Annotated in this window: 23 protein-coding genes; 16 read left to right on the forward strand and 7 right to left on the reverse strand. The window is 60.1% G+C overall.

Translation table 11 applies throughout. The annotated features are described in order from the left end of the window. The first annotated feature begins 113 nt into the window (after nt 1-113). The 4 genes from ACYQ6M_RS26435 (at nt 114) to ACYQ6M_RS26450 (ending at nt 3,942) form a co-directional block, all read left to right on the forward strand. Complete coding sequence (locus ACYQ6M_RS26435) at nt 114-575, forward strand: MarR family winged helix-turn-helix transcriptional regulator (protein ID WP_439896020.1); 462 nt, start codon at nt 114-116, stop codon at nt 573-575. Nucleotides 576-1,075: 500 nt separating this feature from the next. Then, the gene (locus tag ACYQ6M_RS26440; RefSeq protein ID WP_055661068.1) at nt 1,076-1,642 is read left to right on the forward strand and encodes a MaoC family dehydratase; all 567 of its coding nucleotides are present in this window, start codon (nt 1,076-1,078) and stop codon (nt 1,640-1,642) included. A 6-nt stretch (nt 1,643-1,648) separates the two neighbouring features. Further along, the gene (locus ACYQ6M_RS26445; RefSeq protein ID WP_229005934.1) at nt 1,649-2,809 is read left to right on the forward strand and encodes a CaiB/BaiF CoA transferase family protein; all 1,161 of its coding nucleotides are present in this window, start codon (nt 1,649-1,651) and stop codon (nt 2,807-2,809) included. After that, on the forward strand, nt 2,806-3,942 hold the full coding sequence (locus ACYQ6M_RS26450; protein ID WP_460076539.1) for a type 2 periplasmic-binding domain-containing protein: 1,137 nt from the start codon (nt 2,806-2,808) through the stop codon (nt 3,940-3,942). The genes ACYQ6M_RS26445 and ACYQ6M_RS26450 overlap by 4 nt, the downstream gene beginning before the upstream one ends. 76 nt (nt 3,943-4,018) lie before the next feature. Here ACYQ6M_RS26450 and ACYQ6M_RS26455 read toward each other — a convergent pair whose 3' ends face one another. Together ACYQ6M_RS26455 and ACYQ6M_RS26460 are read right to left on the reverse strand one after the other, a co-directional pair. Beyond that, entirely contained in the window at nt 4,019-4,855 is an 837-nt protein-coding gene (locus tag ACYQ6M_RS26455) for an amidohydrolase family protein (RefSeq protein WP_023001320.1), read from the reverse strand. A 65-nt stretch (nt 4,856-4,920) separates the two neighbouring features. Next, on the reverse strand, nt 4,921-5,703 hold the full coding sequence (locus ACYQ6M_RS26460) for an IclR family transcriptional regulator (RefSeq protein ID WP_023001321.1): 783 nt from the start codon (nt 5,701-5,703) through the stop codon (nt 4,921-4,923). Between the two features lie 176 nt (nt 5,704-5,879). Between ACYQ6M_RS26460 and ACYQ6M_RS26465 the strand changes: the two genes are divergently transcribed. From ACYQ6M_RS26465 to ACYQ6M_RS26520, 12 genes are all read left to right on the forward strand, one after another. Continuing rightward, complete coding sequence (locus ACYQ6M_RS26465) at nt 5,880-7,196, forward strand: ABC transporter substrate-binding protein (protein ID WP_023001322.1); 1,317 nt, start codon at nt 5,880-5,882, stop codon at nt 7,194-7,196. 108 nt (nt 7,197-7,304) lie between these two features. Then, complete coding sequence (locus ACYQ6M_RS26470) at nt 7,305-8,201, forward strand: carbohydrate ABC transporter permease (protein WP_023001323.1); 897 nt, start codon at nt 7,305-7,307, stop codon at nt 8,199-8,201. 2 nt (nt 8,202-8,203) lie between these two features. Continuing rightward, nucleotides 8,204-9,070, forward strand: coding sequence for a carbohydrate ABC transporter permease (locus tag ACYQ6M_RS26475; protein ID WP_031269448.1), 867 nt, complete (start codon nt 8,204-8,206; stop codon nt 9,068-9,070). Between the two features lie 2 nt (nt 9,071-9,072). Next, nucleotides 9,073-10,170 carry an ABC transporter ATP-binding protein gene (locus tag ACYQ6M_RS26480; RefSeq protein ID WP_023001325.1) on the forward strand — a complete coding sequence of 366 codons (1,098 nt, stop codon included), beginning with the start codon at nt 9,073-9,075 and terminating at the stop codon, nt 10,168-10,170. Nucleotides 10,171-10,174: 4 nt separating this feature from the next. Further along, nucleotides 10,175-11,296, forward strand: coding sequence for a mandelate racemase/muconate lactonizing enzyme family protein (locus ACYQ6M_RS26485; RefSeq protein WP_023001326.1), 1,122 nt, complete (start codon nt 10,175-10,177; stop codon nt 11,294-11,296). 3 nt (nt 11,297-11,299) lie between these two features. Next, nucleotides 11,300-11,629 carry an L-rhamnose mutarotase gene (locus ACYQ6M_RS26490; protein WP_460076543.1) on the forward strand — a complete coding sequence of 110 codons (330 nt, stop codon included), beginning with the start codon at nt 11,300-11,302 and terminating at the stop codon, nt 11,627-11,629. Then, on the forward strand, nt 11,622-12,695 hold the full coding sequence (locus tag ACYQ6M_RS26495; protein WP_460076545.1) for a Gfo/Idh/MocA family protein: 1,074 nt from the start codon (nt 11,622-11,624) through the stop codon (nt 12,693-12,695). Before ACYQ6M_RS26490 ends, ACYQ6M_RS26495 begins: the two co-directional genes overlap by 8 nt. Nucleotides 12,696-12,698: 3 nt before the next feature. After that, nucleotides 12,699-13,151, forward strand: a complete 453-nt coding sequence (locus tag ACYQ6M_RS26500; RefSeq protein ID WP_023001329.1) for a MaoC/PaaZ C-terminal domain-containing protein — start codon at nt 12,699-12,701, stop codon at nt 13,149-13,151. An 18-nt stretch (nt 13,152-13,169) separates the two neighbouring features. Further along, entirely contained in the window at nt 13,170-13,904 is a 735-nt protein-coding gene (locus ACYQ6M_RS26505; protein ID WP_023001330.1) for an SDR family oxidoreductase, read from the forward strand. Nucleotides 13,905-13,927: 23 nt separating this feature from the next. Further along, on the forward strand, nt 13,928-15,223 hold the full coding sequence (locus tag ACYQ6M_RS26510) for an L-fuconate dehydratase (protein ID WP_460076547.1): 1,296 nt from the start codon (nt 13,928-13,930) through the stop codon (nt 15,221-15,223). Nucleotides 15,224-15,259: 36 nt separating this feature from the next. Beyond that, a complete protein-coding gene (locus tag ACYQ6M_RS26515) occupies nt 15,260-16,099 on the forward strand; it encodes a fumarylacetoacetate hydrolase family protein (RefSeq protein ID WP_075284566.1) in 840 nt (279 codons plus the stop codon). Between the two features lie 85 nt (nt 16,100-16,184). Beyond that, nucleotides 16,185-16,733 carry an AAA family ATPase gene (locus ACYQ6M_RS26520; protein WP_460076549.1) on the forward strand — a complete coding sequence of 183 codons (549 nt, stop codon included), beginning with the start codon at nt 16,185-16,187 and terminating at the stop codon, nt 16,731-16,733. A 47-nt stretch (nt 16,734-16,780) separates the two neighbouring features. Here the strand turns inward: ACYQ6M_RS26520 and ACYQ6M_RS26525 are convergent, their stop codons facing one another. The 5 genes from ACYQ6M_RS26525 to ACYQ6M_RS26545 form a co-directional block, all read right to left on the reverse strand. Further along, the gene (locus ACYQ6M_RS26525; RefSeq protein WP_460076552.1) at nt 16,781-19,276 is read right to left on the reverse strand and encodes a DNA translocase FtsK; all 2,496 of its coding nucleotides are present in this window, start codon (nt 19,274-19,276) and stop codon (nt 16,781-16,783) included. A gap of 222 nt (nt 19,277-19,498) precedes the next feature. Next, nucleotides 19,499-20,500 (reverse strand): COG3904 family protein, encoded by a 1,002-nt coding sequence (locus ACYQ6M_RS26530; RefSeq protein ID WP_460076554.1) that lies wholly within the window; start codon nt 20,498-20,500, stop codon nt 19,499-19,501. 370 nt (nt 20,501-20,870) lie between these two features. Next, nucleotides 20,871-21,215, reverse strand: coding sequence for a copper-binding protein (locus tag ACYQ6M_RS26535; protein ID WP_168693698.1), 345 nt, complete (start codon nt 21,213-21,215; stop codon nt 20,871-20,873). Nucleotides 21,216-21,255: 40 nt separating this feature from the next. Further along, nucleotides 21,256-24,438 (reverse strand): efflux RND transporter permease subunit, encoded by a 3,183-nt coding sequence (locus ACYQ6M_RS26540; RefSeq protein ID WP_460076556.1) that lies wholly within the window; start codon nt 24,436-24,438, stop codon nt 21,256-21,258. Further along, nucleotides 24,438-26,639: an efflux RND transporter periplasmic adaptor subunit gene (locus ACYQ6M_RS26545; RefSeq protein WP_460076559.1), complete on the reverse strand. Its 2,202-nt coding sequence runs from the start codon at nt 26,637-26,639 to the stop codon at nt 24,438-24,440. Before ACYQ6M_RS26545 ends, ACYQ6M_RS26540 begins: the two co-directional genes overlap by 1 nt. Between the last annotated feature and the right edge of the window lie 4 nt (nt 26,640-26,643).

A 26,643-nucleotide genomic window follows, 5' to 3' on the forward strand; every position in this document is an offset into this window, starting at 1 on the left:
ATGCCTCCTCCTGTAAAAAATATGAAATTTCATATAAAATGAGTCAAGCCTCTTTTTTTCCCGATCTGTCCGGGATAAATGACACTTTGAAAACAGGTGCATAGTTGGAGGGGGTGTTGACCCTGACGCCGGAAAAATTCGTTTCTTCTTACCTGCTGTATCTGCTGGCAGCATCAAGCGAAGCGGCAAGCCACCAGTTTCACCTCCGCGTGCGCGAATTGGGCCTGCGCGTTCCGGAATGGCGGGTTCTTGCCTGCCTTTTCGATCAGGACGGACTGATGATCACGCAGTTGGCGAAATACTCCCTTCTGGAGCAATCCAGAATGACGCGTATCGTCGATCAGATGGAAAAGCGTGGTCTGGTCGTGCGCAAGAGCGACAAGGGCGACGGCCGCCGCGTCCGCGTTCACCTGACTGACGCCGGGCAGAAGCTGAGCTCCGAAGTGGTCGAAGAGGCAAGGGAACACGAAAGAACCCTGCTGTCTGCCTTGAACCAATCGGATGCGGACCGGATCAAGCCGTCCCTGGAACGGCTGCTGGCTTCCCTCAACAGCTGGAACAGCGCCAACGAATAGGCGTCTGGCGCTGGTTGTTCTTGTTGTGACGAACGACGACAAAGCACATCAGGATCGCTGGCAGTCTCGCGGCGCGTCTTCTTCAGCCCCGCCAGCGCCTTGACGCTAATGGCTGCTCAAGCCGTCTTGCCCGGCTGTCATTCTCCCCATTACCCACTTAACCCACCGCAATCGCCTGGCTCTGCGTGCACTGCAGTTCCGGTTGCCGTTTGCTGCTGCGGCACACCAGACCGTTTTATTCTTGAGTTGATGGCCGGCTGAACGCTCGGCCCGAACGACAGATGCCGCGCTTCCGGTTCAATTCCCGACGAACCCTGCACACACCCGGACAATCCCCTGAATGGATCGGCACACCCAGCTCGCTGCAGCTTCTTTACTGTTGGCTCATTACCTGCAGGGCCTGCGATGGCGCCTTCCAGTCATGCACCGGGAAGAACAGAACCCTTGCTTCTAAAAATCATATGTGAATATAGTATTCACATAAGAAGTTGGGAGGAGCCATGGAAACGTCATTCGCACCGACGGTCGGGATCGACAGCACGCTGCCGAAGGATATGCCGGCGGCACATGCGGCCATCCCGGTCTGGAATTCGGAAAACTGGTTTTACGAAGACTGGCAGCCGGGGCATTGCATACGCTCCCTGCGTCGGACGATCGCCGAAGGCGAAAGCCACCTCTTCAACACGCTGGTCGTCGACATTCACCCTTATGTGCAGGACCAGATGTTCGCAGAAACGGAAGGGGTCTTCGGCAAGAGACTGGTTGCCGGAGCGTTCATCTTCTCCGCAGGCCTCGGCCTTGTCGCCACGAACTGCGTCAACGCGTTTTCCTATGGCTACGACAAGCTGCGCTTCATCAAGCCGGTCTTCATTGGCGACACGATCTATACGGTCCGGACAAACCTCGACAAGAAGCCGAAATACGAAGAGATGGGCCTCATTCGGGCGTCCTACGAAGTCTTCAAGGGGGCAGGGGAACTCGTCCTCTACTGCGAGCATCTGCAAACCGTGAAATACCGCAATCCGGCCGCCCATGCGGACCGGACAGAACCTGAAAACCGGGCCTGAACCGACATGAACTCCACTTCAGAACTACCGCTCGCCGGGATCACCGTGCTCGACATGAGCCAGTTTCTCTCCGGTCCCTATGCCACCCTGCGCCTGCAGGATCTTGGCGCGCGCGTTATCAAGATCGAACGGCCGGGCTCCGGAGACTTGTCGCGCAGCCTCTATCTGAGCGACACGGAAATCGGCGGGGATTCGACCATCTTTCACGCCATCAACCGCGGCAAGGAAAGCCTCGCCGTCGACTTGAAGAAGCCGGAGGACATAGACCGTCTCAAGCGCCTGATCGCCAAGGCCGACGTGCTGGTCCAGAATTTCCGGCCCGGCGTGATCGAACGGCTGGGCCTCGACTACGAGACCGTACGGACAATCAATCCGGGTCTGGTCTACGGCTCGATCAGCGGTTACGGGGAAGACGGCCCATGGGTTGCCCGCCCAGGGCAGGATCTGCTTGCCCAGGCACGTTCGGGCCTCATGTGGCTCAGCGGCAACGACGGTGACGGCCCGGTACCGATGGGACTTGCCGTCGGCGACATGTTCGCAGGGGCTGCCCTGGCACAGGGCCTTCTTGCTGGCCTCGTCCGGCGCGGTGTTACCGGCAAGGGCAGCCATGTCCAGACCAGCCTTCTCGAAGCTCTGGTCGACTTCCAGTTCGAGGTTCTGACCACCTATCTCAACGACGGAAGGCGCATGCCGAAACGGTCCGGTTTCCGCAACGCACATGCCTATCTCTCCGCGCCTTACGGCGTGTATGAGGCAAAGGACGGGTACATTGCGGTTGCCATGACGCCGATCCCGAAACTGCGTGACCTGATGGAGCTGGAAGCTCTCGAGCCTTATTGCGGCGATCCGGCGGTCTGGTTTTCCGAACGCGAGACGATCAAGAAGCTGATCGCAGGCGCGATTGCCGAACGAACGGTCGACGACTGGATGTCCGTTTTCGAACCCGCCGACATCTGGTGTGCGCCGGTGCTCGACTGGGACAGCCTACTGGAAAGCGAAGGGTTCAACGGACTGGACCTGCTGCAGCGCGTCGAGCGTGAAGACAATGTCTCGATCCTGACAACCCGCTCCCCGTTGAGAGTGAACGGCGCCCGTCCGAAAATCGCCCGGGCTGCACCGCGCGTCGGCGAACACACGGCCGCGATCGAGAAGGAGTTCGGCCTATGAGCGCCGCTCGCCTGAAAGGCATGACCTGGAGCCACCCGCGCGGCTACGAGCCCATGGTTGCCTGCTCGAAGCTCTGGGAAGAGCAGACGGGTGTCGGGATCGACTGGGACAAACGCTCGCTTCAGGACTTCGAATCCTACCCGGTCGAAGATCTCGCGCGCCAATATGATCTGATCGTCATCGACCATCCGCACGTTGGTGAAATCACCACGCAGAACTGTCTTGCTCCACTCGACAAACAAGGGGATCCGCAAAACCGGCAGGCCGTCGCCAATGGCAGTGTCGGCGGTTCTTATGAAAGCTATTTCTGGGAGGGCCACCAGTGGGCCTATCCGATCGACGCCGCAGCGCAGATCCAGGCCTATCGGGCAGACCTCATCGGCGCGGCACCCACACGCTTCGATGAAGTCCTTGAACTGGCGGAAGCGGGCAAGGTGCTGATCCCGATGCGCCCGCCCCATTCGCTGATGACCTTCTTCACCCTGTCGGCAAACCTTGGAACACCCTGCACGACGACAGGACCGGGCGAGCTTATTTCGGTTGAGAACGGCGCAACGGTCTATGAGCTGATCTCGCGCCTGATGCGACACGTTCCTGACCGGTGCTATGGCATGGACCCGATCGCGGTCTTTGAGGAGATGTGCAAGACGGACAGCCCGATTGCCTGTGTTCCCCTGATCTACGGGTACGTCAACTACGGTATCGAAGGCTTCAGGCCGAAACGCCTGTCCTTTGCCGATATCCCTGCTGCCGGTGACAACGGCCCGACGGGCTCCGCACTTGGTGGCACCGGCATTGCCGTTTCCGCATTTTCGAACCATGTCTCGAACGCTGCAGACTTCGCTCTCTGGATTGCAAGTGGCCCAGTGCAGCGCGGGCCTTTTGCAGCTGCCGGTGGCCAGCCTGGTCATGCGGACGGCTGGTCTGACGAGACCGTCAATGATGTGACAAACGACTTTTACCGCAACACCCGCCGGACCCTGGACAACGCCTGGGTCCGTCCGCGCCACAAGGGCTACATGGCATTTCAGGCAGCAGCTTCAGAACGGCTGAACCTGGGCCTGCAAGGTGGTGAGACAGCGCAATCCGTCATCGGCGACATCAATGCGCTTTTCGCCGGGAGTTTTGAGTAAGCCCTTCCAAGACAATGCGTCTGCGGACAACCATCCAAACGCGCCTCCAATCACATTGGGGGCGCGGTTCAGTTGATCAAAGCTGCCAGATACGTTTTGCGTTTCCAGACAGCAGCTTTGTACGTTCATCCTCGCTGACGCCTTCCAGCAGAGCGTGGGTCGCAGCAACCCATGCCAGCAAGCCGCCACCAAGCGTGCAGACCGGCCAGTCACTGCCCCAGACAACACGGTCCCAGCCGAATGCCTGAATGGTGTGCTCCGCCCAGGGGCGCAGGGTCTCGGCAATCCAGCTTTCAGGATCGGCATAGGCTACGATCCCGGAGATCTTGGCGCAGACATTGGGGCGTTTTGCGAGTTCCGTAACCCGCTCCTGCCAGGGCTGGCGTTCGTCGGCGGCGATATCCGGTACACCGCAATGGTCCAGTATGAAGGTGACGTCGGGAGCCAGATCGACAAGCTCCATTGCCCGCTCAAGCTGGCGGGGCAGGACGCAGAGGTCGAAGGTGAAGCGCGTGCCGCCAAGGCGCTTCAGGTTTTCCCGGAATAAAGGCTGATCGGACAACTCGTCCGGCATGACGTGCAACACACGCCGGAAACCCTTCACAAGCTCATTTGCCTGCTGCCGCTCCAGATAGGCAGCAAAGCTTTCCTCCTCGGGACGGCAAGACGCAATTGCCCCCTTGATGAGGCTGTCCGGCCGGTTTGCCAGAGTGCCGACATATCCTGTCTCAGCTTCGATGAGGGGTTCAGCGACATCGACCTCCATGTGAAGCGTGGTCGAAATGCCTGCGCGCCGCGCATCACGGGCATAGGTCTCATATGTCCAGTCCCGATTGAGCGGTTCGACACCCGCCAGCCACGGATAGTCCAGAGCCGACCGGTCTATGACATGAAGATGGGTGTCGACGATCATGCTGCTCCTCCTCGCAAATAGCCGGACAATCCTTCCACAGGAAAATAGATTATTCAAATAAGAATTTATTCGGCCGATTTGCCGTCCGTTCCGGTCAGTTCCGACAACTGTCGCGCGGTCCTGGTCAGAAGTTCCAACGTCCCGGTGATGTCGGGGGCCTGCGGGGTGTTCACCAGCGTGATGAAAGGAACAGTCAGCGCCGCGATGGCCCGTCCGTCCGGGCTGAGGATCGGAGCGGACAGGTTGTAGACACCGGCAGTCTGGAGGCTCGGCATCATTTCGTAGCCGCGTTCCGAAATCTGGTCGAGCCGGTCGAAGAACTCCTTCTCGACGGTCGGATGTTCGGTGCTGCGGGAATATTCGTTGATCATCATCAGGCGTTCCTCTTGCGGCCTGAAGGCCAGAAGAACGTGACCGGATCCGGTGTCGTAGAGCGAAATATTCGAGCCGACGCGGATTGAGATCCCCCAGTAGCTCGGTGCCTCCTGCTGCGCGACGACGACGACCGATCCACGGTCGAAGACGGAGAGCTGGTTTGCCTGGAGCGTCTTTTCCGCAAGGTCGCGCATGAAGGGCGTTGCAAAGGAAACGAGACGGCGGACCGGCGCATGGGACTGCGCCAGACCGAAGAGCTTGAGCGTCAGCGAGTAGCGGTCACCGTCGATCCTTGTGACGTAACCCCGACGCACCAACCGGTCCAGCATGCGGTAGAATTCGTTGGGGCTGCGGCCGAGATGCTTGGCGATCTCTGCCTGGGTCAATCCGCCGTCAATGCCTGCAAGAAGTTCAAGAATATCGAGCCCCTTGTCGAGGGCGGGCGCCCGGTATCGATCCTCTTCCTGTTCCATACTTTTCTCCATGAAGTGCAATATTCATATACGCACACCCTTCTCGAAAAACAAACAAGAATGCGCCGGAGCAGCTTGACCATAAATGAAGAGCATGTTTGTATATAAATGAACCACTCATTAGTGAGTTGTTTGGGCGGGCACCCGCCTTCTTTGAAAGTCTCGGGAGGAGGCTCATGAAAAATCTATTGGCCGGCGCGTCCGCCGGCGTTATCGCTCTTTTTGCCGTTGGCTCTGCGCTCGCGCAGGATCTGCCGGGCAAGTTTGACGGGGTCACGATCGATGCCAAGCTGATCGGTGGCCAGCAGTACGAAAAGCTCTATGCGCGCATCGGCGAATGGGAGGCGGCGACGGGGGCCAAGGTCAACGTCATCTCCAAGAAGAACCACTTCGACCTCGACAAGGAGATCAAGTCGGACATCGCCGTGGGTGCGTTGAACTGGTGTGTGGGTTCGAACCACTCATCCTTCGCGCCGCAGTATCCGGGCATCTACACCGACCTTGCAGCACTGCTGCCGAAGGAAGAAATCGACGCCTTCGTCGATGCCAACATCTCCGCCTCGACGCTTGACGGCAAGCTGGTGATGCTGCCGCGCGCCCAGTTCGATGTTTCCGCGCTCTACTACCAGAAGAGCCTTTATGCGGACGAAGACAACAAGGCGAAGTTCAAGGAAAAATACGGCTATGACCTGACGCCGCCGGACACCTGGCAGCAGGTGACCGATCAGGCCGAGTTCTTCGCCAATCCGCCGGACTTCTACGGCACGCAATTTGCCGGCAAGGAAGAGGCCATCAACGGCCGTTTCTATGAAATGCTGCGCGCGGAAGGCGGCGAATACCTGGATGCCGATGGCAAGCCTGCGTTCAATTCGGAAGCCGGTGTACGTGCGCTCAACTGGTTCGTGGATCTCTACAAAGCGAAAGCCGTTCCCGCCGGTACAACCAACTACCTGTGGGACGACCTGGGCCAGGGATTTGCCTCCGGCACGGTTGCCATCAACCTGGACTGGCCGGGCTGGGCCGGCTTCTTCAACGACCCGGGTGCTTCCAAGGTGGCCGGAGATGTTGGTGTCGTTGCACCGCCCAAGGGCTCCTCGGGTGCCCGGACCGGATGGTCGGGACATCACGGGTTCTCCGTCACCGAAAACTGCGAGAACAAGGAAGCCGCAGCTTCCCTCGTCTGGTTCCTGACCAACGAGGACAGCCAGAAGCAGGAAGCAGCTGGCGGACCGTTGCCGACGCGCGACGCCGTCTGGGACTGGGTGATCGCGGAAGCCTCCGACGACCCGTTCCGCAAGGAAGTTCTGCAGGCCTTCCAGGAAGCCGCCAAAGGCGCTTACCCGGTTCCTCAGTCTCCGTCCTGGATCGAGATCTCCAACGCGGTCTACCCGCAGCTGCAGGCTGCCATTCTCGGCGACAAGACGCCCCAGCAGGCACTTGACGATGCAGCGGCCGAGGCCACCGAAATCCTGCAGGATGCCGGAGAGCTCTAAGCTCGCTCAAGGACAGGCGCGGCCCTGCCGCGCCTGATCCCGCCGGGTTTCCCGCGCACGACATTCGCGGGTCGGCTAGCTCCTTTCGTAAAACGATATGAGGATAGAATGAGAGGCTGGAAGCCCGCGCCGCATGTGCTTCTGCTGCTGCCGGCGTTTATCGTCCTGGCGGCAGTGGTGGTCGTGCCACTCCTGTTGTCACTGTATTCAAGTTTCACGCCGTTCCGCCTGACCCGGCCGGACACGATCTATACGTTCATCGGCTTCCGCAACTACGTGCGGCTTCTGACGGACATGGATTTCTGGGTCGCCTTCGGCCGCACGGTGCTGCTGCTGACCTTCGCGCTCAACCTGGAAATGCTGCTCGGCCTGGGCCTGGCGCTGCTTGTTGAAAAGGCCACCCGCGGACAGCGGATCCTGCGCACCATCATGATGTTTCCCATGATGTTCTCGCCGGTTCTGGTCGGCTTCCAGTTCAAGTTCATGTTCAACGACAACATCGGCGTCGTGAACAACGCCCTGCAATCGCTCGGGCTCACGGATATCGCCATTCCCTGGCTGATCGACGGACAGCTTGCCTTCATTTCCATCCTGATTGCGGAAATCTGGTCGTCCACCGCGGTCTTCGCGATCTTCATTCTGGCGGGCCTGATGGCCATGCCGCGCGAGCCGCTGGAAGCGGCCAAGGTGGACGGTTGCACCTCGTGGCAGAGCTTCCGCTATGTGACCTGGCCGTTCATCATGCCCTTTGCCTATATCGCCATGACCATCCGCTCGCTCGACATCGCGCGCGCCTATGACATCGTCAAGATCATGACCGATGGCGGCCCTGCCGGGCGTACCGAGATCCTCTGGACGATGATTGCCCGCACCGCCTATTCCGACGCGCGCATGGGGCTGGCCAATGCCATGGCCTACATCGCCATTCTTCTTTCAATCCTGTTCACGGCGCTGTTCTTCCGGCAACTCGCGAAGGCCCGCCAGCAGATCGGCGCGGAGTGGTGATCATGGACGAGAATACCGCACATCGCCTCAAGGGCCGTTTCCTGAAGGCCGGCCACCTTATCGGACTGTTCCTCGCCATGACGATCATCTGTCTGCCGGGGGTCTGGATCGTTCTTTCCTCGCTCCGCCCGACAGTCGAGATCATGGCCAAACCGCCGGTCTGGATCCCGCGCGAGCTGTCGTTCGATGCCTATGTGGCAATGTTCTCCGGCGTTGGCCAAGGCGGCATTCCGGTGCTGGAGTATTTCCGCAATTCACTGATCATCTCGGTCACCTCGACCGTGATCGCCCTGGCGGTCGGCATGGCCGGTGGTTACGCGTTTGCGCGCTACCGCTTCCGCGGCAAGTCGGCCATTTTCCTCGGCTTCATGCTCACGCGGACCGTGCCAGGGATCGCGCTGTCACTGCCGCTGTTCTTCGTCTATGCCAAGATCGGCATCATCGACACCCACTTCGGACTGATCCTTGCCTATGTGGCACTCAACGTGCCCTTCACGGTCTGGCTGATCGATGGTTTCTTCCGCCAGGTCCCCCGGGATCTTGCGGAAGCGGCCCAGATCGACGGCTGCACCCGGTGGCAAGCCTTCTGGCAGGTTGAATTTCCGTTGGCGCGTTCAGGCATCGCCTCCGCCGGTATCTTCGCCTTCCTGATTTCCTGGAACGAATTCGCGCTGGCATCCCAGCTCACCCGGTCGACCAATTCCAAGACGCTACCGGTCGGTCTGCTGGATTACACCGCCGAATTCACCATCGACTGGCGGGGCATGTGCGCGCTGGCCGTGGTCATGATCATTCCGGCACTCACCCTGACATTCATCGTACAAAAACACCTCGTCTCCGGCCTCACCTCCGGCGCAGTGAAGGGATAGACATGGCTACCGTCTCTTTGAAAAACCTGGTCAAGAAATACGGGCAACTGGAGGTGGTTCATTCCATCAACCTTGAGGTCAAGGACCGGGAGTTCATCGCGCTGGTCGGCCCGTCCGGCTGTGGCAAGTCGACCTCGCTCCGCATGATCGCCGGGCTGGAGGACATCTCGGGTGGCGAAATCCACATCGGCGACCGGGTGGTCAATGACCTGCCGCCGCGCCAACGCAACATCTCCATGGTCTTCCAGTCCTATGCGCTCTACCCGCATATGACGGTTGCAGAGAACATGGGATTTTCGCTCAAGATCGCCGGAAAATCTCAGGCAGAGATCGATGCGGCGGTCGCGGAAGCGGCGCGCACGCTCAGCCTCGAGGCCCTTCTGGAACGACGGCCGTCCCAACTTTCCGGCGGCCAGCGCCAGCGTGTTGCCATGGGCCGCGCCATCGTGCGCAATCCGGATGTGTTCCTGTTCGACGAACCGCTTTCCAACCTTGATGCCAAGCTGCGCATGCAGATGCGCACGGAGATCAAGAAACTGCATTCCAAGGTCCAGTCGACGGTCATCTACGTGACCCACGACCAGGTGGAAGCCATGACCCTGTCCGACCGTATCGTGATCATGCGCGACGGCCATATCGAACAGGTCGGCACGCCGGAGGAAGTCTTCCAGCGCCCAAGGACCCGCTTTGTCGCCGGGTTCATCGGTTCGCCGACCATGAACCTGCGCGAAGCGGTCATCGACGATGGCAAGCTCGCCTTCGCAAATGGCGCCAGCCTGCCGCTGCCGATGCAATTCCGGAACGCGGTCAGCGTTGGCCAGAAGGTCGTGTTCGGCCTGAGACCGGACGATTTGTATCCGGCAGGACATGGCCTGCATTCCGGCGAAGCCCATGACGTGCACACGACGCAGGTGCCAGTCTCGATCACCGAACCGCTCGGCAACGAGACCCTGGTCTTTGCGGAGTTCGCTGGTGAGGACTGGATTGCGCGCATGCTCAACCCGAAGGCGCTGCACACCGGTGACAAGATCGATCTCAGTTTCGACCTCAGCCAGGCACATCTCTTCGATGCCGCCACCGAACAGACCTTGAGGAGCTGAACGCATGGCACGGATTGAAAAAGTCGAACTGCGCATGGTCGACCTGGTTCCGAAGGTCAAGCGAACCGATGCGATCCAGAGTTTCGTCAGCCAGGAAACACCGATCGTCACAATCACTGATGCGGACGGTGCGACGGGCACAGGCTACAGCTATACGATCGGCACCGGTGGATCGTCGGTCATGCGGCTTCTTGCGGACCATCTCGCCCCGGTTCTGATCGGCCGTGACGCAGACATGATCGAGGGCATCTGGCACGAACTGGAGTTCTTCACCCACGCCACCACGATCGGCGCCATTTCCTCCATTGCGCTTGCCGCCATCGACACGGCCCTCTGGGACCTGCGTGCGCGCAAGATGGGGCTGCCGCTCTGGAAGCTGGCGGGTGGAGCCAAGGACCGTTGCCCGCTGTATACGACCGAAGGCGGCTGGCTGCACATCGAAACCGAAGCCCTGGTCGAGGATGCTCTTGCGGCCAAGGCAAAGGGCTTTACCGGATCGAAGGTCAAGATCGGCCGCCCGCATGTCTCCGAGGACTACGAGCGGCTTGCCGCCGTGCGTGCCGCCGTCGGTGACGGCTATGAGATCATGACCGACTGCAATCAGGGCTTCACCGTTGATGAAGCCATCCGGCGCGCCGACCGCCTGCGGGACCTGGACCTTGCCTGGTTCGAGGAACCGCTACCCGCCGACGACATCGGTGGCCATGTGCGCCTGTCGCAGAGAACTTCGACGCCGGTCGCTGTCGGCGAGTCGCTCTATTCGATCCGGCATTTCCGGGAATACATGCAGGCCGGAGCATGCTCTGTGGTGCAGGTCGATGCCGGACGGATCGGCGGCATCACCCCCTGGCTGAAGGTTGCCCATGCTGCGGAAGCCTTCGACATGCCGATCTGTCCGCACTTCCTGATGGAGCTGCACGTCAGCCTGACCTGTGCCGTGCAGAACGGCAAATACGTCGAGTACATTCCGCAGCTCGACGAACTGACCAATAGCCGTATGACAATTGAAAACGGTCATGCGCTCGCACCCGTGGAACCGGGCATCGGCATTGATTGGGACTGGGACGCGGTGCGCGGAAAGAGCATTCCCGAGTTCACCAGCACAATCACCCGGCAGGAGGCGTAGGTCATGCAGCGCATGGGCATGGTGATCGGTCTCGAGCCGGGGAAAGTTGCCGAATACAAGCGGTTGCACGCTGCGGTCTGGCCGGAGATCCTCGACATGATCTCCAAATGCAACATCCGGAATTATTCCATCTTCCTGAAGGAGCCGGAAAATCTGCTCTTCGGCTACTGGGAATATCACGGCACGGACTTTGAGGCCGATGCCGCGAAGATGGCCGCCGATCCGAAAACGCAGGAATGGTGGGGTGTCTGCATGCCCTGCCAGAAGCCGCTAGACACCCGAAAGGACGGCGAGTGGTGGGCGATGATGGAAGAGGTCTTCCATCATGACTGAAGCTTTCGATCCGGCCAGCCTTTCCCAGGATTGGCCAAGGCCCGCCAATCCACGCCCCATCGTGACTTTCGGCGCAGGCTCCATCGTCGGTGATGCCCATTTCCCCGCTTACAGGAAAGCCGGCTTTCCGATTGCGGGGCTTTATGACCCGGATGCCGGCAAAGCGCAGGCTCTGGCGGATCAATGGGGCATCAAGGCCTTTGCCAGCGCGGAGGAAGCAGCCAGTGTGCCGGGTGCGGTCTTCGACCTTGCCACTCCGCCACAGGTGCATGCCGATGTCCTCGGCCTGCTACCGGAAGGGGCCCCGGTGCTGATCCAGAAGCCCATGGGCAGCGACCTGAACCAGGCAACGGATATTCTCAGGATCTGCCGCGAGCGCAAACTGATCGCCGCCGTCAACTTCCAGCTCCGCTTCGCACCGATGATGCTCGCCCTCAAGGACGCCATCGCCAAGGGCTGGCTTGGAGAAGTTGTCGATTTCGATACCTGGCTGGCTCTCGCCACGCCCTGGGAGCTCTGGGCCTTCTTGAAAGGACTGCCCCGGATCGAGATCACCATGCATTCGATCCATTATCTCGACCTGATCCGGCAGGTGCTTGGGGACCCGAAAGGCGTGCACGCGAAATCGCTCGGCCATCCGTCCCATGAAATGGCCCAGACCCGCACCAGCGCCATCCTCGACTACGGCGACAAGGTGCGTTGTGCGCTCTCCATCAATCACGATCACAAGTTCGGCCGCCGGCACCAGGCTTGCGAGTTCCGAGTGTGTGGCACGGAAGGCGCTGCCTATCTGCAGCTCGGTGTCAATCTCGACTATCCACACGGCGAACCGGACATCCTGGAGATCCGCCCCAAGGGTGGAGACGAGTGGATCCCCGTCCCCCTGAAAGGGGCCTGGTTCCCGGACGCTTTCGTCGGCCGCATGGCAAATCTCCAGCGCTTTGCGTCCGGCGAGGACGCCGAGCTGGTGAGTTCGGTCGAAGACGCCTGGAACACGATGGCTCTGGTGGAAGCGGCCTATGCCTCCTCCACGTCCCCTGCAACTCCACTCGCACAAAGACCATAAGTCATGGAACAAACGACCTATTTCGAAGAGTATGAGCTCGGCCATGAGCGCATCACCTATGGCCGCACGATTACCGAAACCGACTTCGTGGTCCACGCAGGCCATACCGGAGACTTCTTTCCGCATCACATGGACGCGGAGTTCATGAAGACCCAGCCCTTCGGCCAGCGGATTGCCCACGGCACCATGGTGTTCGCCATCGGCGTCGGCCTGACCGCCAGCATCATCAACCCTGTTGCCTTCTCCTATGGCTACGACCGGATGCGCTTCGTGAAGCCGGTTTTCATCGGAGACACCATCCGTTCGCGCGTGACCATCGTTGCCAAGGACGATGACCCGAAACGCCCGGCATTCGGCCGCGTGGTCGAACGGACGGAAGTTCTCAATCAAAGCGACGAAGTGGTTCTCGTCGCCGATCACATCCACATCGTTGAACGAAAGAACAAGCCCGCCTGAGGGGCAGATGGAGCCGACATGACAGACTGGGTGAAGGACAAGACCGTTCTGGTGACAGCCGCGGGACAGGGGATCGGACGCGCGACGGCGCTCGCCTTTGCCGCCAGGGGCGCGAAGGTTGTGGCAACGGACATCAACGAAACGGCCCTTTCCGAACTCGAAGGATCAGCAGGGATCGAAACCCGTCGCCTCGACGTTTTGAAGGATATGGACGTACAGACCGTCGTTGCCGAAACCGGCCCGGTGGACGTCCTCTTCAACGGGGCGGGTTTCGTTCATGCAGGCTCGATCCTTGACATGAAAGACGAGGACTTCGACTTTGCGGTCGACCTCAACGTGCGCTCAATGATCCGGACCATTCGGGCTGTGCTGCCGGCAATGCTGGAACGGGGAGGCGGCGCCATCATCAACATGGCATCCGTCGCAAGTTCCATGAAAGGCGTGCCGAACCGCTTCGTCTACACTACCACGAAAGCGGCCGTGATCGGCCTGACCAAGGCGGTTGCCGCCGATTTTGTGGCGCAGAACATCCGTTGCAACGCGATCTGCCCGGGCACGGTGGAAAGCCCTTCGCTGCAGGACCGTTTGCGCGCCCAGGGCGACTATGAAGCCGCCCGGGCCGCCTTCATCGCGCGCCAGCCGATCGGCAGGATCGGTACGCCGGAAGAGATCGCTGATCTCGCGGTTCATCTTGCCAACGCGACCTATACCACCGGGCAGGCCTATGCCATCGACGGCGGCTGGACCATCTGACATTTCATTGAGGACGTGAACCCGTGACGACAATCACCGGTCTGAAGACGTACGATCTCCGCTTTCCGACGTCCGAAACCCTGGACGGTTCGGACGCCATGAACCCCGATCCGGACTATTCCGCGGCCTATGTCGTCCTTCAAACCGACGACGACGGCCTTGAAGGCCATGGCCTGACCTTCACCATCGGGCGCGGGAATGACATCTGCGTTGCCGCAATCGAGGCAATGCGCCACCTGGTGACAGGGCTTGATCTTGCCTGGATCTCCGAAAACCCCGGCCGCTTCTGGCGTCACGTGACCTCGGACAGCCAGTTGCGCTGGATCGGACCGGACAAGGGCGCCATGCATCTCGCCACCGGCGCCGTCGTCAATGCCGTCTGGGACCTCTTGGCCAAACAGGCCGGCAAACCGGTCTGGCGTCTTGTCGCGGACATGAGCCCGGAAGAGATCGTTTCCATCATTGATTTCCGCTACCTGACCGATGCGATCACGCCGGAAGAGGCACTTGCCATCCTGAAAGCGGCGGAACCGGGCAAGGCGGAACGGATCGCGCAGCTCGAAGCACATGGCTATCCCTGTTATACCACTTCGGCGGGCTGGCTCGGCTATCCCGACGACAAGCTGCGCCGGCTGTGCCGGGAAGCGGTCGAGGCTGGGTATACCCACGTAAAACTCAAGGTCGGGCGCGATCTCGCCGATGACATCCGCCGGCTGAGGATCGCCCGGGAGGAGCTCGGGCCCGAACGGTTCCTCATGATCGATGCCAACCAGGTGTGGGACGTCGGACAGGCCATCGACTGGGTACAGCAACTCGCGTTTGCCAAACCCTACTTCATCGAAGAACCAACCAGCCCGGATGACATCGCCGGCCATCGTGCGATCCGCGAAGCGGTGGCGCCGGTGAAGGTGGCAACCGGTGAAATGTGCCAGAACCGGATCGTCTTCAAGCAGATGATCGCAGGCGGTGCCATCGACATCGTTCAGATCGACGCCTGCCGGATGGGCGGTCTCAACGAGGTTCTCAGCGTTCTGCTGATGGCAGCCAAATTCGGCACTCCCGTCTGGCCGCATGCCGGCGGCGTCGGTCTTTGCGAGTATGTGCAGCATCTGTCGATGATCGACTTCGTTGCGGTTTCCGGAACCAGGGAAGGACGCGTGATCGAATATGTCGATCATCTCCACGAACATTTCGTCGATCCCTGCACCATCCGAAATGCCGCCTATATGCCGCCGCAGATGCCGGGTTTTTCCGTGGAGATGAAACCGGCCTCGATCGAACATCACATCTTTCGAGACGGTGGCGCAGACGCCGCCTGATGTCACAAGCCACACATCAAAACCAAGGATAACCCCATGAAACTTCTCCGCATTGGAGACGCCGGACGGGAAAAGCCCGCCATTCTGGACAGTGATAACCGGCCGCGGGATCTCTCCGCTCTCGTTTCCGACATTGCCGGCGACACGCTGACGCCGGACGGGCTGGCGAAAATCGCATCCGTCGATCCGGCCACCCTGCCGTTGCTCGAGGAAGGCCGTATCGGTCCCTGCGTGGGTCATGTCGGCAAGTTCATCTGCATCGGCCTCAACTATTCCGACCATGCCGCCGAAACCGGCGCGGAAGTGCCCAAGGAACCGGTGATCTTCCTGAAGGCGACAAGCGCGATCTGCGGCCCCAATGACGACGTGAAGATCCCGCGCGGATCGGTCAAGACCGACTGGGAAGTCGAACTTGGTGTCGTGATCGGCAAGGGTGGCAGCTACATCGAGGAAGCAGAAGCCCTTGACCACGTCGCGGGATATTGCGTCATCAACGATGTTTCCGAACGCGAATTCCAGATCGAACGCGGCGGCACCTGGGACAAGGGCAAGGGCTGCGACACCTTCGGCCCGACAGGGCCCTGGCTGGTGACCCGGGACGAGGTTTCCGATCCGCAGAACCTGAAGATGTGGCTGGAAGTCGACGGCAAGCGCTATCAGGACGGGTCGACGGAGACCATGGTCTTCGGTGTCGCCCACCTGGTCAGCTATGTCAGCCGGTTCATGAGCCTGCAGCCGGGCGACATCATTTCCACCGGCACGCCTCCGGGCGTCGGCATGGGACAGAAACCGCCAATTTATCTGAAGGGCGGAGAGGTGATCGAGCTGGGCATTGAAGGACTTGGCGTCCAGCGGCAAAACGTGGGCAAGGCTTAACGTAGCTTTTGCCGTGATGGCGACACTCTCCAACAAAGGGTGTCGCCTGACAGTCCAGACGCCCGCATCTGATAAGGAAATCATGATGCAAAACGATACCTACCGCCGGCACGTCATCCTGTCCGGATGTTCGGGTGGCGGAAAGTCAACGCTTTTGGCGGAACTGGAACGACGGGGTTTCGAGACCGTGCCGGAACCCGGCAGGAGGATCGTCGCCGAAGAGCAGCAAGCTGAGGGGAGGGCGCTTCCCTGGGTCAATCTCGAAGCCTTCGCCAGAAGAGCGATCGACATGTCATTCCGTGACAGGGAGCGATTGAACAGCTCTGAAGGATGGGTCTTCTTCGACCGGGGGCTGATCGACGCAGCAGTTGCCCTGGAATTCGCGACCGGCGTAGCCGTGTCAGACACCCTCGGCAAAACGAACCGATTTCATTTTCAGGTCTTTCTGACACCGCCCTGGCCGGAGATTTACGCCATAGACGCCGACCGCCAGCACGGCCTGGATGAAGCTGTCGGAGAATACCAGCGATTGCTCGATGCCTACGGTCAACTTGGCTACGAGAAAATCATCTTGCCGAAGACGGATGTCGGGAAGCGTGCGGATTTCGTCCTGGATCGTCTCTCCGGTCACTAGAGACGCAGCACTAGATCGACATCACCACTCTGGTGCGTACTGCGTATCTATTCTTCGCTCGGCTGCTCTCTCTTGCCGGCCAGGATCTCGCGCTTGCCGACGTGGTTGGGCGCGCCGACAAGGCCTTCGTTTTCCATTCTCTCGACCAGGGTAGCCGCGCGGTTGTACCCGATGCCGAGACGGCGCTGGATATACGAGGTTGAGCAGCGCTTGTCGCGCAGGACGATCTTCACCGCCTTGTCGTAGAGATCATCACCGTCTTCGGACGCGATGGCACCCTTGTCGAAGACAGCTTCCTCTTCTTCCAGCTCTTCCTCTTCTTCCGCGGTCACGGTTTCAAGGTACGCGGGCCGGCCCTGGCTTTTCAGGTGGGCGACGACCTGTTCGACTTCCTCGTCCGAGACGAAGGCGCCATGGACACGGTTGATGCGGCCACCACCCGACATATGCAGCATGTCGCCCATGCCGAGCAGCTGTTCCGCACCCTGCTCGCCAAGAATCGTGCGGCTGTCGATCTTCGAGGTGACCTGGAAGGAAATCCGGGTCGGGAAGTTTGCCTTGATCGTGCCGGTGATCACGTCGACCGAGGGACGCTGTGTCGCCATGATGAGATGAATGCCTGCGGCGCGGGCCATCTGCGCCAGACGCTGGATAGCGCCTTCGATCTCCTTGCCGGCGACCATCATCAGATCCGCCATCTCGTCAACGATGATGACGATGTACGGCATCGGAGCGAGGTCCATTTCCTGCTGCTCGTAGACCGGTTCCCCCGTATCGCGGTCGAACCCGGTTTGCACGGACACGATAACCGGTTCACCCTTCTGACTTGCAGCGGCGGCACGCTGGTTGAAACCGTTGATGTTGCGCACGCCAAGCCGTGCCATCTTCCTGTAGCGATCCTCCATTTCGCGCACGGCCCATTTGAGAGCTGTCACGGCCTTTTTCGGATCGGTGACGACAGGCGTCAGCAGGTGCGGAATGTCGTCGTAGATGGACAGTTCCAGCATCTTCGGATCTACCATGATCAAGCGGCACTCTTCCGGCTTCAGGCGGTAGAGCAGCGACAGGATCATCGTGTTGATGGCAACCGACTTGCCCGAGCCGGTCGTTCCGGCGACCAGCAGATGCGGCATCTTCGCAAGATCGGCAACAACCGGCTCCCCGCCAATCGTCTTGCCGAGGCTAAGCGCAAGCTTGCAGCTGGTCGCGCGGAAGTTGGTCGAATCGATCAATTCGCGGAAATAGACGGTTTCACGCTCCGTATTCGGCAGCTCGATCCCGATGACGTTCCGGCCGGGCACGACCGCAACACGGGCGGAGATGGCCGACATGGAACGGGCAATGTCATCGGCGAGGTTGACGATGCGTGAGGACTTGATGCCCGGGGCCGGTTCGAACTCGTAAAGGGTAACCACAGGCCCGGGGCGCACGTGGATGATCTCGCCGCGCACCTTGAAGTCTTCCAGAACGCTTTCCAGAAGCCCCGCATTCCGTTCCAGTTGCTCCTGCGTCATCTGGAAGCCCGGACCATCCTGCGGCAGTTGCAGCAGTTCGCCAGACGGAAACTCGTAGCTGCCGAACAGCGACTTTTGACCCGATCCCGCTCCGATCGGCGGCAGAGCCTGCGTGCTGGAGGACAAGGACCGGGGTGTGGGGCTTGGCATCGAAATCGACACTCGTGACCGACCGGCAGCGTCCTGATTGCTTTCCGGGTTTTGCTGTGCTGCCGGCCTTTGGCCGGTCGGCTGCGGAGACGGGTTTGCTGGCCTTTCGGCAATCGGTCTGGAAGAGGAAGGCGTAGGCGTGGGGGATGCAGAACCGTTGCATTCCACGACCTTGTACAGCGACACGATTCCCTCCGGTGGCCGCGCCACCTGTCCCGCGACAGGCACCTCCTCGTAAGCCGTCCTCACGGCTCGTACCGGCTCCACGACCCTCTGCGCAGGCACTTCTGCAGCCGGCTGAGGAGTGATGGTGTCGTCGGACATGAATTCAAAGAAGGCGTGATCGGACAGGAAACCAAGGTGCGCCGTGGAAGAATGCGCGTCATTGGCAGGCGCCTGCACATTCACAGGCCCACCATCGGCGGGCTGACCAATCACCTGTGCAACTGGCATGGTTGCGGGCATAACAGGGGAGGGGTTTGGCGTGACCAGAGGTTGCTGCGCAACGGGCTCTACCTCGACCGGGGATACAGTTTCACTGGCGCTGACTTCGCTCGCGTTTTCTACCGGTGCAGATCGCTGCTTTGAACCGCGGTCTGGCGTCCGGGTGAAGCGAACGTTGGGTGCAAGGTAGAAATAGCTCTGGCAGGATTCGTCCGAAGGGGTTTCCACCCCCCGGTTTCCATCTCCTGTCTGCTGCTGCGGATTGCCTGCAACATGTGGCAACCGGCGCGTCTCAGGCACCCGTTCACCATCTGTGGCGGCGGGTTGCCCGAGCGGGTTTTCGCCCTGCGCTTTCCGACTGGAATCATCGGCTGAAGCTGGCTGGCCGGCATCGTTCGAATTCGAAAGTGAGAAATTCTTCCGGGAAATACGCATGGACAAAGAAGACTAGTGTTTCGGGTTGAACGCCTTTGAGAGAGATGTAGGAAATTTAGGTTAACAGTCTCTATCCAAACCCTGTCATTCTCCACCTTTGAGCCACCTCCGATCGACCGTCAGACATGCAAAATTCGGCGAAAATGCGCTGAAAACAACACCTTGATACCAATTCACCGATGTCGCGTTTATGTGATGAGCCCTTTTGTCGGGCTCACCCTCCTAGCTGATGCAAAAACGGAAGCTGGCCGCGATGATCTTGCGGTCCATGTCGCTCAGATCGATCGCCCCGCGCACCTCGCCACCGGACGACATTCCAAGAAACAGGCTGAACTCGATCCGCTCGCTAACCGACAGCAGTTCAACAACCTTGTCGTTGATTTCGACCTCGACGCTGCTGTCACCGACGACCCGAAGGAATTCCTTGGTGGCTGTCGCCTTGATGCCACGTCCTTCTGAAAACATGTTGATGCTTGTTGTCGGCAGGTCATCAGGGTTCAGAATACCGCCATCGGTCGTGATCAGGACGTAGGGCTTGTTTTTGCGGCAATAGCTGGAAAACTGGCTCGCGAGATCATAAAGGCGCGTGGCGCTCTTGCGCTTGCTTGCTGCCACCAGACCCTGCTTGTAGGGCTCCAGAAAGAACGCCCCGAACCCTTCCGGCGTGACAAGGGCAAATTCCTCAAGCTGCGCCGCGTCGGGAACGAACATGTCGTCCGGCTTCGCACCCGTGCCGAGAACGAAGATGCGAGCATCGATTCCCATTTCCAGAAGGTAACGTACAATCCTGCTGGACAGTTCCTGCGCGGACATCAGTGCCTGGTCCACCTGGCTGGACGGCACCTGCCCAGCTCTCTCTCCGGACAGGTAGAATTGGTGAAAGCCCAGACGGTTTCCGTCCGGAATACGTCTGACTTCACCTCCCAGGAACGCGTAGGAACAGGCGCTCATGCAGTAGCCGCCGTCCACCGTGTCCCCGAATGTGCCCTCGGACTTCCAGATGCCGATTTCCGTTTCCATTCCCCCGGCACGGATCAGTTCTCCCAGTTCCAGTCCGGCAATCAGACTGCCGCCGGGGCTGTGCAGCAGAACCTTGTTGCCGTCGGAATGCTCATTCTTCAGGTAGCTGGAAAAGAGTGCGGGCGTTTCCGCGGTAATCTGCCCTTCGGCTCGCACATAACAGGACGCCGCGTTGTTGCCCTTGCAGACATTTTCGAACGTCATGCTTTCTGCCCGGGCAGCGCCTGGAGACAATGCTATACAGGCAACAACCGCGAACGCCGCCACCCGCCAATCACGTGCGGCAAAAATCCGTCCCAAAGACTTTTTCATTTCGTTTCCCTGAACCGGTAAGACCTGAACGTCGGTCAAACGAGAAAACAACAAAGCCATTAAAGAGAGCCTGAAAAATCAGGACAAGAGAACGATCGCTCTGGTCCCAGTCTTATCAAGCCCGATGTCTTTATTGCGTTCTGAACCGGCATCAGGGGAAAACGGAATTGCGTATTTCACCAACCCCTATTTGGGGAAGGCGGAAGGGTATTGGCAGCAGCCCGAGGCAGGTGTCATGGGCTGCTGCCGTTTGTCTGAAATCTTACTTCGGCATCATTCCGCCGATGGCATACATGCCGTCGTCGCCTTTCACCAGCATCAGGATCACGCTGTCACCCGGGGTGAGATCATCCGACATCTGTGCGCCTTCCAGAAGTGGCAGATCCATCGTCATGGCTGGCCAGCCGATTTCCGGAATCGGATCGTGGCTGACATTTGCTGTCCCGTCGCCGATGGAGTTGACGACGGCATTGGCGTGGACCGCGCCGTCCATCTGTTCGGCGGTCATGGGCATGTTGGAATGATCCATGCCGCTATGCGACGACTGGGCAAGGACAGCCGGGGTGGCCGCCATGGACAGGAATGCTGCGAGGATGAGGGTCTTCATTTCAGTTGCCTTTCTTGGGGTTTGTTTGTGAGTTGCAAAATCATTCGGCCGGCTGCACCGCACCTTTGATGTCCGGGGCGGCTATGCTCAGCTCACGGTTGACCCGTGAGAGAGCAAGCCGCTTCCAGATCGTGAAAATGGCGGGAATGACGAAGAGGGTCAGAAGGGTGGCGGTTGCCATGCCACCGACCATGGGGGCTGCGATCCGCTGCATGATTTCCGAGCCCGTGCCGTCGCCGTACATGATCGGGATCAGCCCGGCAAAGATCGTCGCAACGGTCATCACCTTTGGCCGCACGCGCAAAAGCGCACCTTCGAAAACCACTTCCTCTACGTCGACAACCGTCAGGGAGCGGGCCTCGGCGGCCGCAAGCTTCTTGCGTTTTTCCCAGGCCAGGTTGAGGTAGAGCAGCATCACGATGGCTGTCTCGACCGCAACGCCGGCAAGGGCGATGAAGCCGACGATCACCGCGACCGACATGTCGAAATCCAGGTACCAGAGGAACCACACACCTCCGGCCAGTGCCACGGGAAGCGCGGCAAGGATGATGCCGACTTCAATGACCCGGTTGAACGCCATGAACAGCATGAGCGTGATGATCAGCAAGGTCGCCGGAGCCACCAGCTTCAGGCGTTCCTGCATGCGTTCGATGTACTCATACTGGCCCGACCAGGCGATCGAATAGCCGGGAGGCAGTTGCACCTTCTCCGCAACCGTCCTGCGCGCTTCATCAACGTAGCCGCCCAGATCCCGGCCGGTGATGTCGATGAAGACGAACCCGGTGCGCCGGGCGTTTTCAGACCGGATCATGCCCGGTCCGTCAACAACGCTGACCTTTGCCAGGGCACCGAGCGGAATATGGGCGCCGGACGGCGTGACCACCGGAAGTTCCCGCAAGCGCTCGGGGCTGTTGCGCCAGTCCTGCGGATAGCGGAGGTTGATGGGAAAGCGCTCCAGGCCTTCGACGGACTCCGATACCTGCATGCCGCCAATCGCGGTCTGCACGACGTCCTGGATGTCCCGCACGCTCATCATGAAGCGGGCAGCCGCCTCCCGGTCGACGTCGATCTCGATGAAGCGTCCCCCGACGGGCCGCTCGGCGTAGGCCGATGCCGTGCCGTCAATTCCTGCGACCGCGTTTTCGACTTCAATGCCGATCTTTTCGATGACGCCAAGATCGGCCCCGGTGATCTTGACCCCGACAGGGGTCTTGATGCCGGTTGCCAGCATGTCGATGCGGTTCTTGATCGGCTGGATCCACACGTTGGTGACGCCCGGTATCTGGACGGCCTGATCCAGCTCATCCCGGATCCAGTCCATCGTCATGCCCTCCCGCCACTCGGCGCGCGGCTTCAGCTGGATGGTCGTCTCGATCATCGTCAGCGGGGCAGGGTCTGTCGCCGTATCGGCACGGCCCAGCTTGCCGTGGACCGTCTTTACTTCCGGTACGGTGGCGATGAGACGGTCGGACTGCTGAAGAACCTCACGCGCCTTGCCGATGGAAACGCCGGGATAAAGCGTCGGCATGTAAAGGAAGTCACCTTCGTTGAGGGCTGGCATGAATTCCGTGCCGATCCTCTGAAGGGGCCACCACATGGAGGCGACCAGGACACCCGCCAGAATGGTCGTTGCCCAGGGCCAGGCAACGGCTGCATCCAGAAAAGGGCGGTAAAGCCAGATCACGATCCGGTTGAGCGGGTTCTTGTTCTCCGCAAGAATTCGCCCGCGGACAAAGTACCCCATCAGCACCGGAACCAGCGTGATGGAGAGTATGGCCGCGGCCGCCATGGCGTAGGTCTTGGTAAAGGCCAACGGCTTGAAGAGCCTGCCTTCCTGGCTTTCCAGAACGAACACCGGCAGGAAGCTGACGGTGATGATCGCCAGGGAGAAGAAGAGGGCAGGGCCCACTTCCGAGGCACATTCCCCCACGATCCGCCAGCGGTTCTCCGCTGTCAGTTTTTCATGTTCCAGCCGACGGTGCATCGCCTCGATCATGACGATCGCCGCATCCACCATCGCGCCGATGGCGATGGCGATGCCGCCAAGCGACATGATGTTCGCATTCACGCCCTGCAGCTTCATGATGATGAAGGCAGCCGCGATGCCGAGAGGCAGGGAAAACAGGATGACGAGCGAGGAACGCAAGTGCAGGAGGAAGGCTGCGCAGACCAGAACGACAACGATGAATTCTTCGGTCAGCTTTGTCTGAAGATTGTCGATCGCACGTTCGATAACGCCGGAGCGGTCGTAGGTTGTGACGATCTCCACTCCTTCGGGCAGGCTGCTGCGCAGTTCGCCGATCCGTGCTTCGACTGCCTTGATGGCTGCCAGTGCATTGCCGCCCCAGCGCAGGATCACAACCCCGCCGACTGCATCGCCTTCGCCGCCGAATTCACCGACACCACGGCGCATTTCCGGCCCGAGGCGAATGTCGGCAACATCTCCGAGGGTCAGCGGCGCACCGCGGTCGTTGACCATCAACGGTGCCTTGGCAAGATCGGCAAGCTCATCGACGTAACCGGTCGAGCGCACCATGAATTCGGCTTCGCCCATCTCGATCACGCTGCCGCCGGTTTCCCGGTTCGCGGCCTGAATGGCGCCTCGGATCTGCGACAGCGTTATGTCGTAGGCCCTGAGTTTGTTGGGGTCCACGACCACCTGGTATTGCTTCACCATGCCGCCGATCGTGGCGACCTCCGACACGCCGTCGACGGTCTGAAGTTCGTATTTCAGGAACCAGTCCTGAAGGGCACGCAGTTGGGCAAGGTCATGGTTGCCGGTGCGGTCTATCAGGGCGTACTGGTAAATCCAGCCGACACCCGTCGCATCCGGGCCAAGCTGTGGTGAAACATCTTCAGGCAGGTTGGCAGCGATCTGACCGAGGTATTCCAGAACACGGGTTCTGGCCCAGTAAAGATCGGTGCCGTCTTCGAAAACGATGTAGACGTAGCTATCGCCAAAGAAAGAAAAACCGCGCACATCACTGGCACCTGGCACGGCAAGCATTGCCGTGGCGATGGGGAATGTGACCTGGTCCTCCACCACCTGAGGCGCCTGGCCGGCGTAGGGCGTGCGCACGATGACCTGAACGTCCGAAAGATCCGGGATTGCATCGACGGGCGTTTCGCGGATTGCCCAGATACCGGCGACGGCGATCATGGCGGCGATTGCCAGCATGATCACGCGGTTGGCGATGGAGGCACGAATGATTGCGGCAATCATCACAAGCCCTCCTCACGCCGGACGCCGACCAATGTCATCGAGAAGTCCGGATTGCGCTGGAGCAAGAGTGTTACCTCCTGATCCAGTGGCAAATCACCAACGGCAACGGCCTGATCAACGGCAAAATCCATGGTCATGCCCGGCATGCCGATCTCTGCCATCGGTCCGTGAGTGATGTTGGCCGTGCCTGCATCCCGATCAAGGGCGTTGATGGTGCCGCGGACTTCCATCGGCGGGGTGATCGGCTCTGCCTTTGCCAGGACCATTGTCATTCCGTCCGGCCTTGAAAAGGTGAGCGTGGTTTCCGTGCCGACTGGCAGGGCATCCAGGTCCAGGGTCTCGTCCACCGCGAATGCCATGGTCATGCCAGGCATGCCGATTTCGGCAATGGGGCCATGGGTGATTGTAGCCTTCGCGTTTTCGATATCGATCGAGTTGATCGTTCCCGACACCACGATGGGTGCGGTTTCGGCTTGCGCGTCGTCGGCAACTTCCTCGGCCTGCTTTGCCGACGGATCCTCGGCAACGCCCGGCTGCCTTACTGCCACGATCGAGAAGAGACCGCCGTCGCCCTTGGCGAGGTCGAATTCGACCGGAACATTCACCGGAACCGACTGCGGATCGAAGCCCGAGACATCCAGGTCCATTTGCATGGCGGGCCAGCCGAGATCCGGGATCGGACCATGTTCCATCGTCAGTTTGCCGTCGCTTGTAACAGCAAGAACGGTTCCCGACCCCGTGGCTGCAATGCCGTCGTCTGACCCGAGCTCAATCAACCCCAGCAGGCCATCAGCGCCGCGCGCTGCCTTGAAGGAAACCTGCTGGCCCTCGCTCAACCGGTCGAGAGGGATGGACGCCGCAACAGGAAAACGTGTTGTCATCGCGGGCCAGTCGAGACTTTCCAGACTGTCGTGGCGGATGGTTGCAAGCCGGGCTTCGCGGTCGAGCGCGACCAGTTCACCGGTTCCGCGCGCAGGAACTTCGTTCGTCGGCGCCATGCGCATCAAGCCCGCATTGAGCGCGCTTTCGCTGTCGATCAGGAACTGGGCCGAAGCAACAACCTCCTCACCGGGCTCAAGCCCCTGAACAACCTCCGTGCGCCCGTTTTCTCCAAAATTGTCACGCAATCCGGTGGTTATCAGCCTTGGCTTGAAAGTGCCTTCGCCGATCTTGATGACAACACGCTCCGCTGTTCCCGTCCGGATGACGGCTTCGGAGGGAATGGTGACGGCAGTGCGGGTCTCGTTTGGAAACAGCCTGACGTTGCCGAACATGTTCGGCCGCAACAGACCTTCGGCGTTGTCGAACAGGAGCCTGACAGGCAGGGTTCGTGTTTTGGGATCGAGTTCCGGGTAAATGTAATCGATCTGGCCTTCGAATGTCCGTCCCGGCAGATGTTCGAAGCGGGCGACCGCACGCATGTCTTCCGTCAAACGCGCGATATCGCGCTCGAAGACATCCACAATCAGCCAAACCTTGTCGAGATCCGTGATGGACATGGCCTGAGCGCCGGGCTGCAGGAACATGCCGTCGGCGGCCGCGAGGGCAATAACGACCCCGTCGCGCGGCGCGACCACCTTGATCCTGCGGGCGACCTTACCGTCTGCCTCGATCTCGGCAATCTGCTCCTCTGAAGCCCCATGGCTGCGCAGCTTGTTGCGGGCAGCCTCCAGGGACAGACCGTTGCCGTTCGAAAGCGAACGCAGGAAATCGAAGCTGGCAATGCCGAATTCGGGCGAAAACAGCTCGAACAGCACTTCGCCCTTTTTCACCCGGTCGCCAACGGCGCGAATGTTCAGCGTCTCGATCCAGCCGTCCACCCGGGTGTGAACATGACTGGTCAGATGTTCGTCGTATCCGACGAAGCCGACGGTTTCGATTTGCCGGGAAATTTCACCGACACGGGCCAAAGCGGTACGTACGCCGATGGCATTGACCTCGGCCGCCGACAGGTTGACTTCAGCCGGATCAGCGGAAGGTTCCTGTCCGGCATAAACCGGTATCAGATCCATTCCCATCGGCGACTTGCCGGGCCCGGGCTGGCGGAAGTTCGGGTCCATGGGGGCGACCCAATAGAGAATTTCTGGTCCCCCCGACGCATTGCCGTCGCCCGGGTTCAGATAAAGGCGCTCAAGAAACACCCCGCCTGCCACACCTGCGGCAAGGGCGATGATGCTGAGCGCGGTATAACGTCCACGCATAGTA

Source organism: Roseibium sp. ROS1 (assembly GCF_054658215.1).

Excerpts from the sequence above, each read along its gene's own strand:
- ACYQ6M_RS26450 (WP_460076539.1), top strand. The coding sequence starts at position 2,806 with ATGAGCGCCGCTCGCCTGAAAGGCATGACCTGGAGCCACCCGCGCGGC.
- ACYQ6M_RS26525 (WP_460076552.1), bottom strand. The coding sequence starts at position 19,276 with ATGCGTATTTCCCGGAAGAATTTCTCACTTTCGAATTCGAACGATGCC.
- ACYQ6M_RS26520 (WP_460076549.1), top strand. The coding sequence starts at position 16,185 with ATGCAAAACGATACCTACCGCCGGCACGTCATCCTGTCCGGATGTTCG.
- ACYQ6M_RS26545 (WP_460076559.1), bottom strand. The coding sequence starts at position 26,639 with ATGCGTGGACGTTATACCGCGCTCAGCATCATCGCCCTTGCCGCAGGT.
- ACYQ6M_RS26440 (WP_055661068.1), top strand. The coding sequence starts at position 1,076 with ATGGAAACGTCATTCGCACCGACGGTCGGGATCGACAGCACGCTGCCG.
- ACYQ6M_RS26475 (WP_031269448.1), top strand. The coding sequence starts at position 8,204 with ATGGACGAGAATACCGCACATCGCCTCAAGGGCCGTTTCCTGAAGGCC.
- ACYQ6M_RS26500 (WP_023001329.1), top strand. The coding sequence starts at position 12,699 with ATGGAACAAACGACCTATTTCGAAGAGTATGAGCTCGGCCATGAGCGC.
- ACYQ6M_RS26460 (WP_023001321.1), bottom strand. The coding sequence starts at position 5,703 with ATGGAACAGGAAGAGGATCGATACCGGGCGCCCGCCCTCGACAAGGGG.
- ACYQ6M_RS26515 (WP_075284566.1), top strand. The coding sequence starts at position 15,260 with ATGAAACTTCTCCGCATTGGAGACGCCGGACGGGAAAAGCCCGCCATT.
- ACYQ6M_RS26465 (WP_023001322.1), top strand. The coding sequence starts at position 5,880 with ATGAAAAATCTATTGGCCGGCGCGTCCGCCGGCGTTATCGCTCTTTTT.
- ACYQ6M_RS26505 (WP_023001330.1), top strand. The coding sequence starts at position 13,170 with ATGACAGACTGGGTGAAGGACAAGACCGTTCTGGTGACAGCCGCGGGA.
- ACYQ6M_RS26495 (WP_460076545.1), top strand. The coding sequence starts at position 11,622 with ATGACTGAAGCTTTCGATCCGGCCAGCCTTTCCCAGGATTGGCCAAGG.
- ACYQ6M_RS26480 (WP_023001325.1), top strand. The coding sequence starts at position 9,073 with ATGGCTACCGTCTCTTTGAAAAACCTGGTCAAGAAATACGGGCAACTG.
- ACYQ6M_RS26455 (WP_023001320.1), bottom strand. The coding sequence starts at position 4,855 with ATGATCGTCGACACCCATCTTCATGTCATAGACCGGTCGGCTCTGGAC.
- ACYQ6M_RS26470 (WP_023001323.1), top strand. The coding sequence starts at position 7,305 with ATGAGAGGCTGGAAGCCCGCGCCGCATGTGCTTCTGCTGCTGCCGGCG.
- ACYQ6M_RS26535 (WP_168693698.1), bottom strand. The coding sequence starts at position 21,215 with ATGAAGACCCTCATCCTCGCAGCATTCCTGTCCATGGCGGCCACCCCG.
- ACYQ6M_RS26540 (WP_460076556.1), bottom strand. The coding sequence starts at position 24,438 with ATGATTGCCGCAATCATTCGTGCCTCCATCGCCAACCGCGTGATCATG.
- ACYQ6M_RS26490 (WP_460076543.1), top strand. The coding sequence starts at position 11,300 with ATGCAGCGCATGGGCATGGTGATCGGTCTCGAGCCGGGGAAAGTTGCC.
- ACYQ6M_RS26485 (WP_023001326.1), top strand. The coding sequence starts at position 10,175 with ATGGCACGGATTGAAAAAGTCGAACTGCGCATGGTCGACCTGGTTCCG.
- ACYQ6M_RS26445 (WP_229005934.1), top strand. The coding sequence starts at position 1,649 with ATGAACTCCACTTCAGAACTACCGCTCGCCGGGATCACCGTGCTCGAC.
- ACYQ6M_RS26530 (WP_460076554.1), bottom strand. The coding sequence starts at position 20,500 with ATGACGTTCGAAAATGTCTGCAAGGGCAACAACGCGGCGTCCTGTTAT.